At 61.7% G+C, this 14041-nt stretch carries 11 protein-coding genes; 9 read left to right on the plus strand and 2 right to left on the minus strand.

Annotated features, from left to right (window positions below; genetic code table 11):
* Positions 1-77 precede the first annotated feature (77 nt).
* The 4 genes from AB4O36_RS26245 (at position 78) to AB4O36_RS26260 (ending at position 5151) form a co-directional block, all read left to right on the plus strand.
* Positions 78-980 (plus strand): LysR family transcriptional regulator, encoded by a 903-nt coding sequence (locus AB4O36_RS26245; protein WP_460140615.1) that lies wholly within the window; start codon positions 78-80, stop codon positions 978-980.
* A 130-nt stretch (positions 981-1110) separates the two neighbouring features.
* Positions 1111-1737 carry a glutathione S-transferase family protein gene (locus AB4O36_RS26250; RefSeq protein ID WP_460140616.1) on the plus strand — a complete coding sequence of 209 codons (627 nt, stop codon included), beginning with the start codon at positions 1111-1113 and terminating at the stop codon, positions 1735-1737.
* Positions 1738-1847: 110 nt separating this feature from the next.
* Positions 1848-3044 (plus strand): DUF3142 domain-containing protein, encoded by a 1197-nt coding sequence (locus AB4O36_RS26255; protein WP_460140617.1) that lies wholly within the window; start codon positions 1848-1850, stop codon positions 3042-3044.
* Positions 3031-5151: a hypothetical protein gene (locus AB4O36_RS26260; protein WP_460140618.1), complete on the plus strand. Its 2121-nt coding sequence runs from the start codon at positions 3031-3033 to the stop codon at positions 5149-5151. Before AB4O36_RS26255 ends, AB4O36_RS26260 begins: the two co-directional genes overlap by 14 nt.
* Here AB4O36_RS26260 and AB4O36_RS26265 read toward each other — a convergent pair whose 3' ends face one another.
* Positions 5152-5781, minus strand: a complete 630-nt coding sequence (locus tag AB4O36_RS26265; protein WP_460140619.1) for a LysE family translocator — start codon at positions 5779-5781, stop codon at positions 5152-5154.
* Positions 5782-5924: 143 nt separating this feature from the next.
* On the opposite strand from AB4O36_RS26265, the gene AB4O36_RS26270 reads away from it, so the two are divergent.
* Positions 5925-6398, plus strand: coding sequence for an Lrp/AsnC family transcriptional regulator (locus tag AB4O36_RS26270; protein WP_460140620.1), 474 nt, complete (start codon positions 5925-5927; stop codon positions 6396-6398).
* Between the two features lie 92 nt (positions 6399-6490).
* Here AB4O36_RS26270 and lpdA read toward each other — a convergent pair whose 3' ends face one another.
* Positions 6491-7891: a dihydrolipoyl dehydrogenase gene (lpdA, locus tag AB4O36_RS26275; protein ID WP_460119544.1), complete on the minus strand. Its 1401-nt coding sequence runs from the start codon at positions 7889-7891 to the stop codon at positions 6491-6493.
* A gap of 204 nt (positions 7892-8095) precedes the next feature.
* On the opposite strand from lpdA, the gene hflK (AB4O36_RS26280) reads away from it, so the two are divergent.
* Genes hflK (AB4O36_RS26280) through AB4O36_RS26295 form a run of 4 tightly spaced genes read left to right on the plus strand, consistent with a single transcriptional unit; the run spans position 8096 to position 14035 of the window.
* Positions 8096-10057 (plus strand): protease modulator HflK, encoded by a 1962-nt coding sequence (gene hflK / locus AB4O36_RS26280; RefSeq protein ID WP_460140621.1) that lies wholly within the window; start codon positions 8096-8098, stop codon positions 10055-10057.
* Positions 10054-11073, plus strand: a complete 1020-nt coding sequence (gene hflC, locus AB4O36_RS26285) for a protease modulator HflC (protein ID WP_460140622.1) — start codon at positions 10054-10056, stop codon at positions 11071-11073. Before hflK (AB4O36_RS26280) ends, hflC begins: the two co-directional genes overlap by 4 nt.
* Positions 11070-12128 carry a protease modulator HflK gene (gene hflK / locus AB4O36_RS26290; RefSeq protein WP_460140623.1) on the plus strand — a complete coding sequence of 353 codons (1059 nt, stop codon included), beginning with the start codon at positions 11070-11072 and terminating at the stop codon, positions 12126-12128. The genes hflC and hflK (AB4O36_RS26290) overlap by 4 nt, the downstream gene beginning before the upstream one ends.
* On the plus strand, positions 12125-14035 hold the full coding sequence (locus AB4O36_RS26295) for a cation-translocating P-type ATPase (RefSeq protein ID WP_460140624.1): 1911 nt from the start codon (positions 12125-12127) through the stop codon (positions 14033-14035). Before hflK (AB4O36_RS26290) ends, AB4O36_RS26295 begins: the two co-directional genes overlap by 4 nt.
* The last annotated feature ends 6 nt before the right edge of the window (positions 14036-14041 follow it).

Consider the following 14041-nt stretch of genomic DNA (forward strand, 5'->3'; position numbering starts at 1 on the left):
GAAGAAATAATCGCTTAGGGTCTGTTTTCCATCTGGTGCCACGCGCCACCGTCGTTTTATTGATCAAGGAATACCCAGTGGATCGATTTCAGGAAATGCAGGTCTTTTCGGTGGTCGCCCAGGAACAGGGGTTCTCGGCGGCGGCGCGTCGCCTTGGGATGTCGGCAGCCAGCGTGACTCGCGCGGTGGCCGCGCTGGAAAAACGCATCGGCACGTCGCTGCTGACGCGTACTACCCGTAGCGTGCACCTGAGCGAAGCCGGCCAGCGGTATCTCGACGATTGCCGGCGAATACTCGCCGAAGTGCAGGAAGCTGAGGATTCGGCGGCGGGCAGCCACGCAGAACCCCGTGGGCAACTGACGATCACCGCTCCAGTGCTGTTTGGCGAGCTGTTCGTCACGCCGGTGATGGTGGCTTATCTGGCCCAGTTTCCCGAGGTGATCATCAATGGTCTGATCGTCGATCGTGTCGTGAGCATGGTTGAGGAGGGCGTGGACGTGGCCGTGCGTATCGGTGAGTTGCCCGACAGCAACCAGCACGCGATCCGTGTGGGTGAAGTGCGTCGCGTTGTTTGCGCGTCGCCGTCATTTTTACAGGCCAACGGCCGACCTCAACATCCCCAGGACCTGATGCGTGCGCCGGTGATTGGCACATCCTCCATCGGCCAGCAGCGGAGCTGGCCCTTTCATGAGGCTGGGGAATCGCTCAGCGTCCGGACTGAGCCTCGCTTGGTCGTGACCTCGAATCAGGCCGCCATTCGCGCCGCCAGCCTTGGTTTGGGCTTCACCCGCGTATTGTCCTACCAGATAGCCAACCAGGTTGCCTCGGAAGAGCTTGAGATTGTTCTCGCCGAGTTCGAACTGCCGCCCTTGCCGATCCATGTCGTGTATCAGGGCGGACGTAATGCACCAGCGCGGATCCGCAGCTTTGTGGACTTCACCGTTAAAACGTTGCGCGAACACCCGGCGTTGAAACGCTGAGGGTTTATTGCGACGGATGAAATAATTGATTGCGTTTGCTGGTTATTCTGTTGTTTTGGCTGGGGGTGGAAGATAGCGTCCATCGGTGCTGATCACTCCTGAACGGCGCCACTCGATAGCGGAGTCGACCATGCAAGCGATCAAACTCTACAACTTCCCCCGTTCCGGCCATGCCCATCGCGTGGAACTGATGTTGTCCCTGTTGCAGTTGCCGACCGAGCTGATCTTTGTCGACCTGGCCAAGGGTGCCCACAAGCAGCCGGACTTCCTGGCGGTTAACCCGTTCGGGCAAATACCTGCCATTGATGACGAGGGCGTGGTGCTCGCCGATTCCAACGCAATCCTGGTTTATCTGGCGCAAAAATACGGTAATGGCCGCTGGCTGCCCACCGATCCGGTCGGCGCGGCGAGGGTGCAGCGTTGGTTATCCGTGGCGGCTGGGCCGATTGCTTTTGGCCCGGGTCGGGCACGCTTGATCACCGTATTTGGCGCTCCTTATAACGCCGAAGAAACCATCGCCTTTGCCCACGTCTGGCTCAAGCTGATCGACGAAGCGCTGGAGCAATCGGCTTATCTGGTGGGTGACGAGCCAACCATCGCCGACGTTGCCGCCTACAGCTATATCGCCCATGCACCGGAAGGCAATGTCTCGCTTGATGACTATGCCAACGTGCGTGCCTGGCTGGCGCGGGTTGAGGCCTTGCCGGGTTTTGTCGGCATGCCGCGCACCGTCGCAGGTTTGCAAAAAACCGCCTGATAGCGGCAAGGTTGGAAAGGCTGCGAGCTTCGAACAGGGGCTCGCGGCCTTTGGTGTTTGCCCTGTAGCATCTGTTGGACGCTGGCTTGAGCCGTTCCAAAGGATGCTTCATGGTTTTTATTGCTCGACTGACGGTCCTGCTGACAGCGCTGGTGCTGCTCAATGGTTGCGAGCGGCAGGACAGTGCGCCGCTCGATCAGCAAGTTTATGTCTGGCAGCGGCAATGGACGCCGTCCCACGAAGCTGCGCTCGATGACAGCCGCGCGGACTTCTCGACGCTCAGGATTCTCGCCTTGCAGGCTTTTCCCCGTGCCGGATGGAGTCGGGCGCGCATTGATGCGGCGCTGCTCAAGCGAGATGGCCGACCGTTGATTGCGGTGGTTCGTCTGGATGGCCAGCTTGCGTCGCTGGATCAGAAAGAAATCACTGCACAGATTCAGCGGATGCTCACCGATTGGCAAGGCCAGGGCCTGGTAATCGCCGGGGTGGAAATCGATCACGACGCCGGGATTGCCCGGCTTGCGGCGTATCGCAAGTTTCTCACCGACCTGCGCGCGTCCCTGCCCATTTCTCTGAAGTTGAGCATCACTGCCTTGCCCGCGTGGCTCGACAGTCCTGAACTGCCGGCCTTGTTATCCACAGTCGATAGCAGCGTGTTGCAGGTGCACGCGGTGAGCGATCCACGCCGGGGCCTGTTCGACCCGGGCCAGGCGCAAAAGTGGGCCAAAGCCTGGAGTCGCATCACCCCGCGGGATTTTTACCTGGCATTGCCGGCTTACGGTGTGGCGCTGTTGCCCGGTGTGAGCAGTGCGCCCGTGGTGGAAAGCGAAGTACCGGTCGAAAGCAGCGGCGAGCGTCGTGAATTGCTCGCCGATCCTCAACAACTGCGCGCGCTTGCCCTGAAGCTTCGCAACGACCCGCCGGCCCATCTGGCGGGCTTGATCTGGTTCCGCCTGCCATTGGCCAGCGACCGCCGAGCGTGGAGCCTCGCCACGCTGGGCGCTGTAGCGCGTGGCGATCCCCTCGACAGCCGCGTGATGTTGAAACTCGCGAACCAGGATGGCCTTTATGACGTCAGTGTCAGCAACGAAGGCAACCTCGACAGCGCCTGGCCCGAGCGGCTGACTCTGGCGGTGCAGGGCTGTGAGGCTGCCGACGCCCTGGCCGGTTACGCGTTGCAACAAACCCCGGATGTGCTTACCTTCACCCGCCTGCGCGACGGACGATTGCCAGCCGGCGGGCAGCGTGCAATTGGTTGGGCGCGCTGCACCCATATTGATCAAGGAGGTTCGAATGTTCACCCGTAACTGGCCCCGTCATGTGCTCTGCCTGAGCCTGAGTTTGCCACTGGGGTCGGCGTTGGCCTGCGGGCCGGACTTCCCCATGCGCTTGCTCGACAACCGTGGCCAGTCGCTGGCGGAGTTGCCCGAAGGTAATTTCCGTTTCGAGGTCAGCCGCCTGGGCCAGGCGATTGCGGGCCTGAAAGTGGTCAACGATACCCTGCACAGCGGCGACCCGGCCGAATACAGCGAGCAGCGTGAATACGCCGAACAGGACGGTTTAACGGCGCAACAGCAGGAACTGGTTAAACGCCTGCGCGGTTTGACCGATGCCCGTCAGGTTGAAACCCAAGGGGCGAGCCTGCCAAGGGAACTGGTGCTCTATACGGCAGGCGCCGTGGCGTTCAACACGGGCGATCATGGATTGGCCGTCGATTACTTCCGCAACGTGTTGGCGTTGCCCGCCGATCAACGCGGATTGCGCAGCACCTGGGCCGCTTATTCGCTGGGCCGGGCACTGTTCGCCATGAGTGCCGACGCTGACGCAGCCGCTGACCTGCTGGCGCAGGCACGTCAGGCCTTCGAGCAGGCTCGGCAACTGAGTATCGACGGGTTCAGTGACCCGTTGGAACTGGGGGTTGCCAGCCTTGGCGAAGAAGCTCGCGTAGCGCGCGCGGCCGGCGACTGGAACAGTGCCATCGAACTCTACGCCGCACAAAATCGTCACGGTTCCGGGGTCGGGTACACCTCGCTGAAGTTGCTGGTGGCTGATCTGGTGGCGATGCCCGAGGCACAGCTCAAAGCGTTGCTTGAAGGCAAACCGGTGCAGCAACTGATCACGGCTTCCTTGATCAGCCGATTGAACTGGTCATTTGGTGATCAACCACCTGCTGAGCAAAAAATGATCAAATTACTCCAGGCCAGCACGCGCGGCAGCCTGGAGAACGCTGATCGGCTGGCAGCAATGAATTATCAACAGGGCGACTACGCCAGCGCCAGGACCTTCCTCGAGCACGCCGGCGACGGTGGTTTGGCTTGGTGGTTGCGCGCCAAGCTGGCGATGCGCGACGGTGACAAGGTCGCTGCCGCCGCAGCCTATGCCAAAGCGGCCCAGGCATTTCCGCAAAACGAGTCCTGGGGCGAGCGGCGTACTCCGGACTGGGCCTTCGAAACGTTGGAGCCCAAGTGTCGGGTCGAAGGTGAGAGCGCGATCCTGGCGTTGCAACGTGGTGATTACCTGCAGGCGTTCGATCAGCTTTATCGCAGCAAGGACATTTACTGGTTCGACGCCGCGACCGTAGCCGAGCGCGTGTTGACCGTCGATGAGCTCAAGCAGTACGTCGATGCACAGGTACCTGCGCCCCCCGCGCTGACCCAGGAGGATCGCGACAACTACGTGCCGTTATCGGTGGCTGCGAAGTTGCGCAACCTGCTCGGGCGCCGCTTGCTGCGTGAGGAGCGTTACGACGAAGCGGTGACGTATTTCGACAGCGATACGCTCCAGAAAAAAGCCAGGTGGTATGGGGAATTGCGCCACGAGGCTGAATCGAAATGGTGGCCAAGCAAGCGTGCCTTCGCTTACTTCAATGCCGCGACGCTGGCCCGATTCGACGGCATGGAGTTACTCGGTTACGAGATGTCACCGGATTACGCCACTTTCGGCGGCAACTACAGTCTGGAAAGCACCGAGCTCAAGGTCGGCCCGCTGGTGGCGGAAGAAGAGGTCAAACGTCAGCAGGTCAGCACGGCGCAACCTGATCAGCGTTATCACTACCGTTATGTCGCCAACGCCTTGGCCAGCCAGGCTGCCGATCATTTACCCCATACCAGCCAGGCCTTCGCGGCGGTGCTGTGCGCGGCGACGGGTTGGAATCCTGGCCAGGCAGAGAAAACGGCGTTCTATCAGCGTTACGTCAAGGAAGGTCCCTATGTGGATTGGGCAGTCTTCTTCGGTGAACGCTGCCCTTATCCAAACTTCCAGGACGCCGACAAGCGTTACGTTACTCAGGCGTTGAGCCCGTTGCGGGCGACCCTGCGGCCTTATAAAAAGTGGTTGCAGGCAGCGGGGGTCGTGGCGTTTACAGCGGTTGCACTGGTGTTGATCAATCGTCGCAAGCGCAGGGCTCGTCAGTAGTCAGGCCTGCTGAACGAAAGTCAGGCGCACTGCGAAGCCAATCAGCAGACTGCCAAACAACCATTGCTGGAGGCGCTGGGCCGAAGGACTGCGTTGCAGCCAACGACCCAGTGCCGCGCCAGCCAAGGCGTAGGCGCTGTCGAAGAGCAGCCCCACGCTGACTAGCACAACACCCAATGTCGCAAACTGCGTCAGCACCGATCCCGCGCGCGGGTCGACGAACTGGGGCAATAGCACCGAGCAAAACAGCAAGGCCTTGGGGTTGAGCAGGTTGGTCAGCAATCCACGTTGAATCGCCTGGCGCCAGTGGGGTTTTGCGTGGCCTGTACGATTGCCGCTCAAGTCGGGCAGCATCGTGGAGCGCAGGCATTGGATGCCAATCCACAGCAAGTACGCTGCCCCGGCCAGGCGCACTGCATCGAAGGTCCAGGGCGCTGCCTTGAACAACGCCGCCAGACCCAGCGCTGCCAAGGCCACGTGACAGCCTCGAGCGATCGCCAATCCCACTGCGGTGGCCAGTGCCAAGCCTTTGCCCTGACGTGCGCCCGTCTGCAACAGCAGGATCATGTCAGGCCCCGGCAACAGGTAGACGACCGCCAACGCCATGAAAAAAAGCCATAGTCCCGCCATGTTGCACCCCAATGCGTTCGATTTGTTGAAGCCAGTCTAGAGCTGAAGGGCGGGGCAGGTGCTTGCGTAGTTTGCTTCTACAGCGTCATGGATTGGCATAACCTGCTACACATATCCGCTTTGACCATCAGGATCTATCAATAATGAAACTGGATGCCTACGACCGCAAAATTCTGGCGGCCCTGCAACGGGACGGTCGCTTGAGTAACGTGCAATTGGCTGACGAGATTGGCCTTTCGGCATCGCCTTGTCTTCGGCGGGTGCGGATGCTCGAAGAGGCCGGAGTGATTCGCGGCTATCAGGCCAATCTCGATCGTGACGAGATCGGTCTGGGGTTGACAGTGTTTGTCGGGGTTAAGGTCGAGCGCCATAACGATGAGCAAGCCGAGGCCTTCCGCTCGGCGGTGACGGCATTGCCGGAGGTGATTTCGGCCTTTCTGGTCTCGGGAGAATCGGATTTCCTGCTCCAAGTAGTGGTGCCGGACCTGCGCGCCTACGACCGGTTTCTCACCGGGCGCTTGCTGAAATTGCCAGGCGTGAGCGACATCCGCAGTAATTTTGCCATTCATACGGTGAAAGCCCCGGGGGCTTTACCTTTGGAGCATTTGCCGCTTTGAACCAAGTTGCACCCCGTCGCGGGCAAGCCCGGGTGTACACAAGTCCCGTAGGAGCGGGCTTGCCCGCGATGGGGGCAACTCAATTCCAAGCCCTACATCTGCGTTGCCATCCCCTCCACATCCATCGCCGCCTGACGCAGCGCCTCGGAGCGGGTCGGGTGTGGATGACAGGTCAGTGCAATGTCTTCGGCTGAGGCGCTGAACTCCATCGCCACGCAGTATTCGCCAATCATCTCGCTGACGCTTGGACCGACCAGATGCACCCCCAGCACTTCATCTGTACGCTCATCGGCGAGCACTTTGGCGAAGCCCTCGGTCTCGTGGTTGATTTTCGCCCGGCTGTTGGCGGTGAACGGGAATTTTCCAACCTTGTAGGCACGACCTTCCGCCTTCAGTTGCTCCTCGGTCTTGCCGACGCTGGCCAGCTCCGGGCGGGTGTAGATGACATTGGGGATCAGGTCGTAATTGACTTCGCCAGCTTTGCCGACGATCTGTTCGACGCAGGCCATGGCTTCATCTTCAGCCTTGTGCGCAAGCATCGGCCCGGACGTCACGTCGCCAATGACCCACACGCCAGGGGCTTCGGTGCGATGGCCCTTGTTGGCGAGCATGCCGCGTTTGTCCGTGGCGAGGCCAACGTTCTCCAGGCCCAGACCTTGGGTATAGGGCCTGCGTCCGATGGCGACCAGCACGTAGTCGGCTTCCAGTGCCTCGGCCTCGCCGCCGGCGGCTGGCTCGATGCTGAGCTGGACGCCGTCTGCCGAAGACGTGGCACGAGTGACTTTTGAACCCAACTTGAAGCTGATGCCTTGTTTGCTCAACGAGCGTTGCAAAGCCTTGCCTGCTTCTGCGTCCGCACCGGGGCAGATCCGGTCGAGATACTCGACGACGGTGACTTTGGCGCCCAGGCGCCGCCACACTGAACCCAGCTCAAGACCGATGACCCCGGCACCGATCACCACCAGGTGCCGGGGTACCTCGGCGAGTGACAGCGCGCCGGTGGAATCGAGGATGCGTTGGTTGTCGATGTCGACCCCGGGCAGGGGAGTGGGTTCGGAACCGGTGGCGATAATAATGTCCTTGGCGCTCAACTCGGTTTTGCCGCCCGCACTGTCCGTTACCGTGACTTTGCCCGGGCCGTCGATATGGCCCCAGCCTTTGATCCAGTCGACCTTGTTTTTACGAAAGAGAAACTCGATGCCCTTGGTCAGGCCTGTAACGCTTTCATCCTTCTGCTTCATCATTTGCGCAAGGTTGAGCGTGGGTTTGACCTCGATGCCCAACTGGGCGAATTCCGCACCCATGGCCGCCTCGTACAGCTCGGACGCGTGCAGCAGTGCCTTGGAGGGCATGCAACCGACGTTCAGGCAGGTGCCGCCGAGGGTGGCGCGCCCCTCGACGCAGGCGGCCTTGAGGCCCAACTGGCCGGCGCGGATCGCTGCGTTATAACCACCGGGGCCGCCGCCCAGAATCACGACGTCATAGTTGCTCATGGCTGTACTCCTGGATGAGTAAAGGAATTGCTCACGTAAACTGGAGAAAATTATGACCGTAATATGTGCGCTTGGAAGGCATTCGGTCAAGGGTTCAGCAACGCGACAGCTTCGTCGCCTTTAGATAGAACGTTCCATACGAAATATTCACGCTATTCGTTATATCGTAACGAAATGTGATTCGGGCAAAGATGCCGGGGTGTTATGCAAGTCGATCTTGAGAGTGACGGCGCCGCGATCGCCGGGTTGCCACGCTTCCAACAAGCGGCCTTCCACAGCCGGCGTCTGGGCTGGTGGGTGGTCGGCCTTGGCGCGCTGGCTGGTGTGGGGCTGGTGCTGGCTTTTTTCGTCGCGCTGTTTGCGCCGAAGTCGCTATGGCCGGCGCTGCTGGTCAATCAGTGCGCCAGCTTGCTGGTGCTGATGGCAGGCCTGCAATCGGCGGGGTGGGTGGCGAAGTGGCGCGCCAGGGCGATGAACCCTTCAGAGACCGTGGCGGCCGCCGAGGTCGTTGAGCCCGCAGTGGGTTGGTATGAACTACTGCTGGAGCGCATCAGCCAACGCAGCAAACAACTATTGATCAACATTGGCGCGCCGACGTTGTGGCTCGCTGGCTGGGCCCTGTTGGCACTGCTGGGTATCGACCAGGTCTGGAACCTGTCCCTGCCCGCTGCGCAGTTGGGTTTTTCAGCGAATGTCGGCGCAGCGGCGTCGCTGTTGCTGGCGTTCGGCTTGCTGGTGCTGGAGCGTCAATTGGCCCAGCAATCGGCTGCCCTGTGGCCTGAGGCCGGTGCATTGGCTCAATTGGCGCGCGTGGCCATCGTCAGCCTGGTGCTGAGCGCGTTGTGCCTGTTGTTCGCCAGCAGCGAAGCGGTGTGGCCAGCACGGCTGGCGGTGTTGATCGGCCTGCTGCCGGGGCTGGTCGCCGCCGAACTGCTGCTGCTGCGCGCCTTGCTGTCCTTGTTCACCCCGCGCCCCGAACAGCTGGAGCCGCCGCTGCTGGCCAGAAGCTTCGTTGCTGATCTGCTGCGCTGGCCGCCACAACCCTTGCTGGCGTTGCAGCACGAATTGCACAACCGCTTCGGCATCGACCTGCGGCAAATTTGGGCGTTCAGTTACATGCGCCGCGCCTTGATACCGGTGTTGGCAGTGGTAGTCGTGGTCGGGTGGGCGCTCACCGGTGTTCATGAAATCGCCATGCAGGAGCGGGGCATCTACGAACGTTTCGGCAAGCCGGTGGCAGTGTTCGGCCCGGGGCTGCATGCCGGTCTGCCCTGGCCGTTTGGCCGCGTGCTGAGTGTCGAGAATGGCGTGGTTCATGAGTTGGCCGCAAATGTCGGAGAAGTGGCGGCGCCTGTTGCTGTGCAGCCGGCGGAAGGCCCGGCACCGGACGTGGCCAATCGCTTGTGGGATGCCAGCCACGCCAATGACAAATCCCAAGTCATCGCCAGCAGTCGTGCAGACAAACAGAGCTTTCAGATCGTTAACATGGATGTGCGGTTCGTCTACCGCGTCGGTTTGACCGATCAAGCAGCATTGGCCGCGACGTACAACAGCGCCGATGTGCCGACACTCATCCGCAGCACTGCGAGTCGGATCCTGGTTCACGATTTTTCCTCGCGCACGCTCGACGGGTTGCTGGGAGAGGACAGGGTAGGGCTCGCTGAAGACATTGGCCGCGCCGTGCAAGCCGACCTGACATCGCTCGACAGCGGCGTGGAAATTCTCGCCACGGTGGTGGAGGCCATTCACCCACCGGCGGGCGCGGCCAATGCCTATCACGGTGTGCAGGCAGCGCAGATCGCCGCTCAGGCATTGATATCACGTGAGCGTGGTGCCGCGGCCGAAACGACCAACCAAGCGCAGTTGCAGGCCAGCGTCGCCTACGACCAGGCGAGCGCGAGCGCACGGGAAACCCACGCAGCGGCGCAGGCGACGAACCTCAAGTTCTCCGCCGAGCAAAAAGCCTATGCCAGCGCTGGCCAAGCATTCGTGCAAGAGCAATATCTGAGTCAGCTTTCCCGAGCCCTGGCCGGCGCCAAGCTTCTGGTCATCGACCATCGCCTGGGCGGCAGCGGCAACGCGCCGACCATCGACCTACGCACGTTCACCTCGCCAGGCGATCCCACCCCCTCGCGTAAAACCGCTCAACCAGGAGCTGCCCATTGAGCCAGTCACACACTCACGATCATAATCACGGCCATGGCGGGCACCACCACGGGCACCACCATCATCACGGCGACTCTCAAGAGGCCGGCCCCTTTCCCTGGCGACGCATGAGCTGGGCGGTGCTGCTGGTGGCCTTTGCCATCGCAGCGGCGAGCCTGGTGCAGGTCCGTGCCGGCGAGGCCACGGTGATCACCCGCTTTGGCAATCCGTCCCGGGTGCTGTTGGCCCCCGGCCTGAGCTGGCGTTGGCCGGCACCGTTCGAGGCCGCGATCCCCGTCGATCTGCGTTTGCGCACAACCTCCAGCGGCTTGCAGGACGTGGGCACCCGCGATGGCCTGCGCATTATTGTTCAGGCTTACGTGGCGTGGCAGGTTCAAGGGGATCCGGACAATGTGCAGCGCTTCATGCGCGCGGTGCAAAACCAGCCAGACGAAGCGGCGCGCCAGATTCGCACCTTTGTCGGTTCCGCGCTGGAAACCACCGCAAGCAGTTTCGATCTGGCCAACCTCGTGAACACTGATGCCGGTCAGGTGCACATCGCTGATTTTGAAGCGCAACTGCGCCAGCAAATCGATCAGCAACTATTGGCCACTTATGGGGTGCGCGTGCTGCAAGTAGGCATCGAGCGGTTAACCCTCCCGTCGGTGACACTGGCCGCCACGGTCGATCGCATGCGCGCCGAGCGTGAAACAATCGCCACCGAGCGCACGGCCATCGGCAGGCGCGAGGCCGCGCAAATCCGCTCCACTGCCGAACGGGATGCGCGGATCGTCCAGGCAGATGCCACTGTGAAAGCTGCCGAAATCGAGGCGCAGTCGCGTGTCGAAGCTGCGCAGATTTACGGGCGCGCTTACGCCGACTCTCCGCAGTTGTACAACTTGCTGCGATCACTCGACACCTTGGGCACTATCGTTGGCCCGGAAACCAAGCTGGTGTTGCGCACCGATGCTGCGCCATTCCGGGTGCTGGTGGATGGCCCAACGACGCTCGATAATAAGTCCGGGTTTCAGCCATGAGTAGGGTTCCACGTGGAACACATGCGTTGATCAGCCCTTGGATTCAGGCCGGGCGCTTGGCGTTTATTGCGTTGTATGGGGTAACAGTGCTGGCGGCCTTGGTGTGGGCATTTTCGAATGTGCGGCAAATCGATCCGCAGGATCGTGCGGTGGTGCTGCACTTCGGTGCTCTGGATCGCATTCAGAATGCTGGATTGTTGCTTGCGTGGCCTCGACCTTTCGAGCAAGTGATTCTGCTGCCGGCGGCGGATCGAGTAATTGAGCGACGGGTCACCAACCTGTTGCGCAGCGACGCTGCTTTACAGGCTGACCGGTCCGCGACCTTTGCCTCGCCGATCAGTGATGCATTAGCCGGGTCAGGATATTTACTCACCGGTGACGCCGGCGTCGTGCAGCTGGATGTGCGAGTGTTTTACAAGGTTACCGACCCTTACGACTTCGTGCGTCAAGGTGAGCATGTACCGCCGGCGCTGGATCGACTGGTGACCCGCAGCGCGGTCGCCCTGAGTGCCGCTCGGGACCTGGACACCATCCTGGTGGCGAGGCCTGAGCTTATCGGTGCCGACAGCCAGGCCGCTGAACGTCGTGAGCGTCTGCGCGGCGATTTGGTGAAAGGTATCAATCAACGCTTGCTTGAACTGGCCGCGACAGGGCAGGGCCTGGGCATCGAGATCTCGCGCGTCGATGTGCAATCGAGCCTGCCGGACCCGGCGGTTAATGCGTTCAATGCCGTCCTGACTGCCAGCCAGCAGGCCGATAAGGCGGTCGCCAACGCACGCACCGAAGCGGAGAAACTTAACCAAACTGCCAACGAACAAGCCGACCGCACCTTGCAGGTCGCCCATGCCCAGGCGAGTGAGCGGCGGGCCAAAGCGTCCGCCGACACGGCCATGGTCCTGGGCCTGGCCAAGGCGCAACAGCAAGGCACAGACCCACAGATGTTGCTGCGTATTTACCGGGAACGAATGCCGAAAATCCTCGGTCAGGCCGGTTCAGTGACGACGGTCGATCCGAGGGACGATTCCCGCCTGATCCTTCAGGGAGCTGCAAAATGACTGCTTCTACCACCGCCGCACCCATCCTGCTGTCTTCAGCCGAGCAACGCAGCGCCGCCCGCCAACTCACGCTCGCCATGCTCGCCCTGGGGTTGCTGACGCTCGGGTTGATCTGGCGCTGGGCCTCGCCGCAGCAGATCGGCGTCAGTCAATTGCTGCTGGGCGTCGCTTCGATTCTTGTGGCCGTGCCCGTGATGCGTTCGGCATGGTACAGCCTGCGCTACCCAAGTCTGCATGGCATCACCGATCAGTTGATCGCCTTGGCCATGCTCGGCGCCTGGGCAACCGGTGACCTCCTGACTGCGGCGTTGTTGCCCATCATCATGATCTTCGGCCACGTCCTGGAAGAGCGCAGTGTGATCGGGTCGCAGGAAGCTATCCATGCCTTGGGCAAACTCACCCGTAGCCAGGCGCGCAAAGTGCAGGCTGATGGCTCGATCCTGGAGGTGGACAACGGCACGCTCAAGGCCGGGGATTGGGTGGAAGTTCGTGCAGGTGATCGAGTGCCCGCCGATGGCCGAGTGCTAGCCGGACAGGCCAGCCTCGATACGGCATCGATCACCGGTGAGTCGGTGCCAGTGGAGGCGGGCGTCGGCTCGTCGGTGTTTGGTGGGACGATTAACCTCGATGGTCTGCTGCGCATTGAAGTGACGCGCACGGGCAGCGAGTCGACCCTGGGCAAGGTCATCGCGCTGATGCAGAGTGCCGAGCGCTCCAAGCCGCCGATCACCCGGCTGCTTGAACGCTACGCGGGCAGCTACATGGTGCTGGTGTTGCTGCTGGCAGCCGTGACCTGGTTCGTCACAAACGATGCCCAGGCGATGCTCGCGGTGTTGGTGGCGGCATGCCCGTGTGCGCTGGTGTTGTCAGCCCCGGCTACGGCCATTGCCGGTGTCGCGGTGGCGGCGCGTCACGGTATCCTGATTCGCAGCTCGGCTTTTCTCGAAGAGCTGGCCGACCTCACGTCGCTGGTGGTCGACAAGACCGGGACACTGACCTTTGGCACGCTGCGCCTGCAATCAATCGACAGCCCGCTGGAGGATCACAGCCAGGTGCTCAGGCTCGCGGCCAGCCTCGGTTCCGCCAGCAGCCACCCCGTCAGCCGTGCGCTCACTGGCTTGGTCAGCCAGGAACAGTGCCTGTTGCTTTCGGACATTCACGAGCGTCAGGGCCTGGGTGTTGTGGCAATGACCGAGCACGGCGAAGCCGCACTGGGTCGGCCCGAGTTGTTCACCCAGTTGGGCATTGCGACAAGAGCCGTGCCCGAACACGATGGGCCGATTGCCGGGCTCGCCCTGGCTGGGGAGTTTCTCGCGTGGCTGTTGTTGTCCGATAGCCTCAAACCCGAGGCAAGGTTTGCCTTGGGTGAATTGCGTGAGCTTGGGTTGGGCCGTCAGTTGTTGCTCACCGGAGATCGCCACAGTGTGGCGCAGACCCTGGCCCGAGACGTCGGATTGCACGACGTCCATGCACAGGCGTTACCCGAAGACAAACTCAATTGGGTGCTCAAGGAAATCGACAGCGGTTTTCGACCGATGGTGGTTGGAGATGGCATCAACGATTCGTTGGCCCTCAAGGCCGGTGTAGTCGGGGTCGCCATGGGGCCGGGCGGGGCGGACATCGCCTTGGCGTCGGCGGACATCGTGCTGATCGGAAGTGATTTGCGACGCCTCGGCACCTGTGTACGTCTGAGTCGCCAATGCCGGAACACGCTTCAGGTCAATGTAATCATCGGTCTGGGCTGGACGCTGGCGATTGTCGCGTTCGCGGCGTTCGGCTGGCTGGGCGCGGCAGGCGCAATGATCGCTGCGCTGCTGCATAACCTGAGCACTTTGCTGGTACTGGGCAACGCCGGGCGCCTGCTGCGGTTCAGAGAACCGTTGCTCAAGCTGAAGGATGAAACGTGAGGACGA

The sequence above is a fragment of the Pseudomonas sp. S2_E01 genome, from assembly GCF_054668365.1.

Coding starts and splice junctions, on each gene's coding strand:
- AB4O36_RS26255 (WP_460140617.1), top strand. CDS start 1,848: ATGGTTTTTATTGCTCGACTGACGGTCCTGCTGACAGCGCTGGTGCTG.
- AB4O36_RS26265 (WP_460140619.1), bottom strand. CDS start 5,781: ATGGCGGGACTATGGCTTTTTTTCATGGCGTTGGCGGTCGTCTACCTG.
- AB4O36_RS26250 (WP_460140616.1), top strand. CDS start 1,111: ATGCAAGCGATCAAACTCTACAACTTCCCCCGTTCCGGCCATGCCCAT.
- hflK (WP_460140621.1), top strand. CDS start 8,096: ATGCAAGTCGATCTTGAGAGTGACGGCGCCGCGATCGCCGGGTTGCCA.
- AB4O36_RS26270 (WP_460140620.1), top strand. CDS start 5,925: ATGAAACTGGATGCCTACGACCGCAAAATTCTGGCGGCCCTGCAACGG.
- AB4O36_RS26295 (WP_460140624.1), top strand. CDS start 12,125: ATGACTGCTTCTACCACCGCCGCACCCATCCTGCTGTCTTCAGCCGAG.
- lpdA (WP_460119544.1), bottom strand. CDS start 7,891: ATGAGCAACTATGACGTCGTGATTCTGGGCGGCGGCCCCGGTGGTTAT.
- hflK (WP_460140623.1), top strand. CDS start 11,070: ATGAGTAGGGTTCCACGTGGAACACATGCGTTGATCAGCCCTTGGATT.
- AB4O36_RS26260 (WP_460140618.1), top strand. CDS start 3,031: ATGTTCACCCGTAACTGGCCCCGTCATGTGCTCTGCCTGAGCCTGAGT.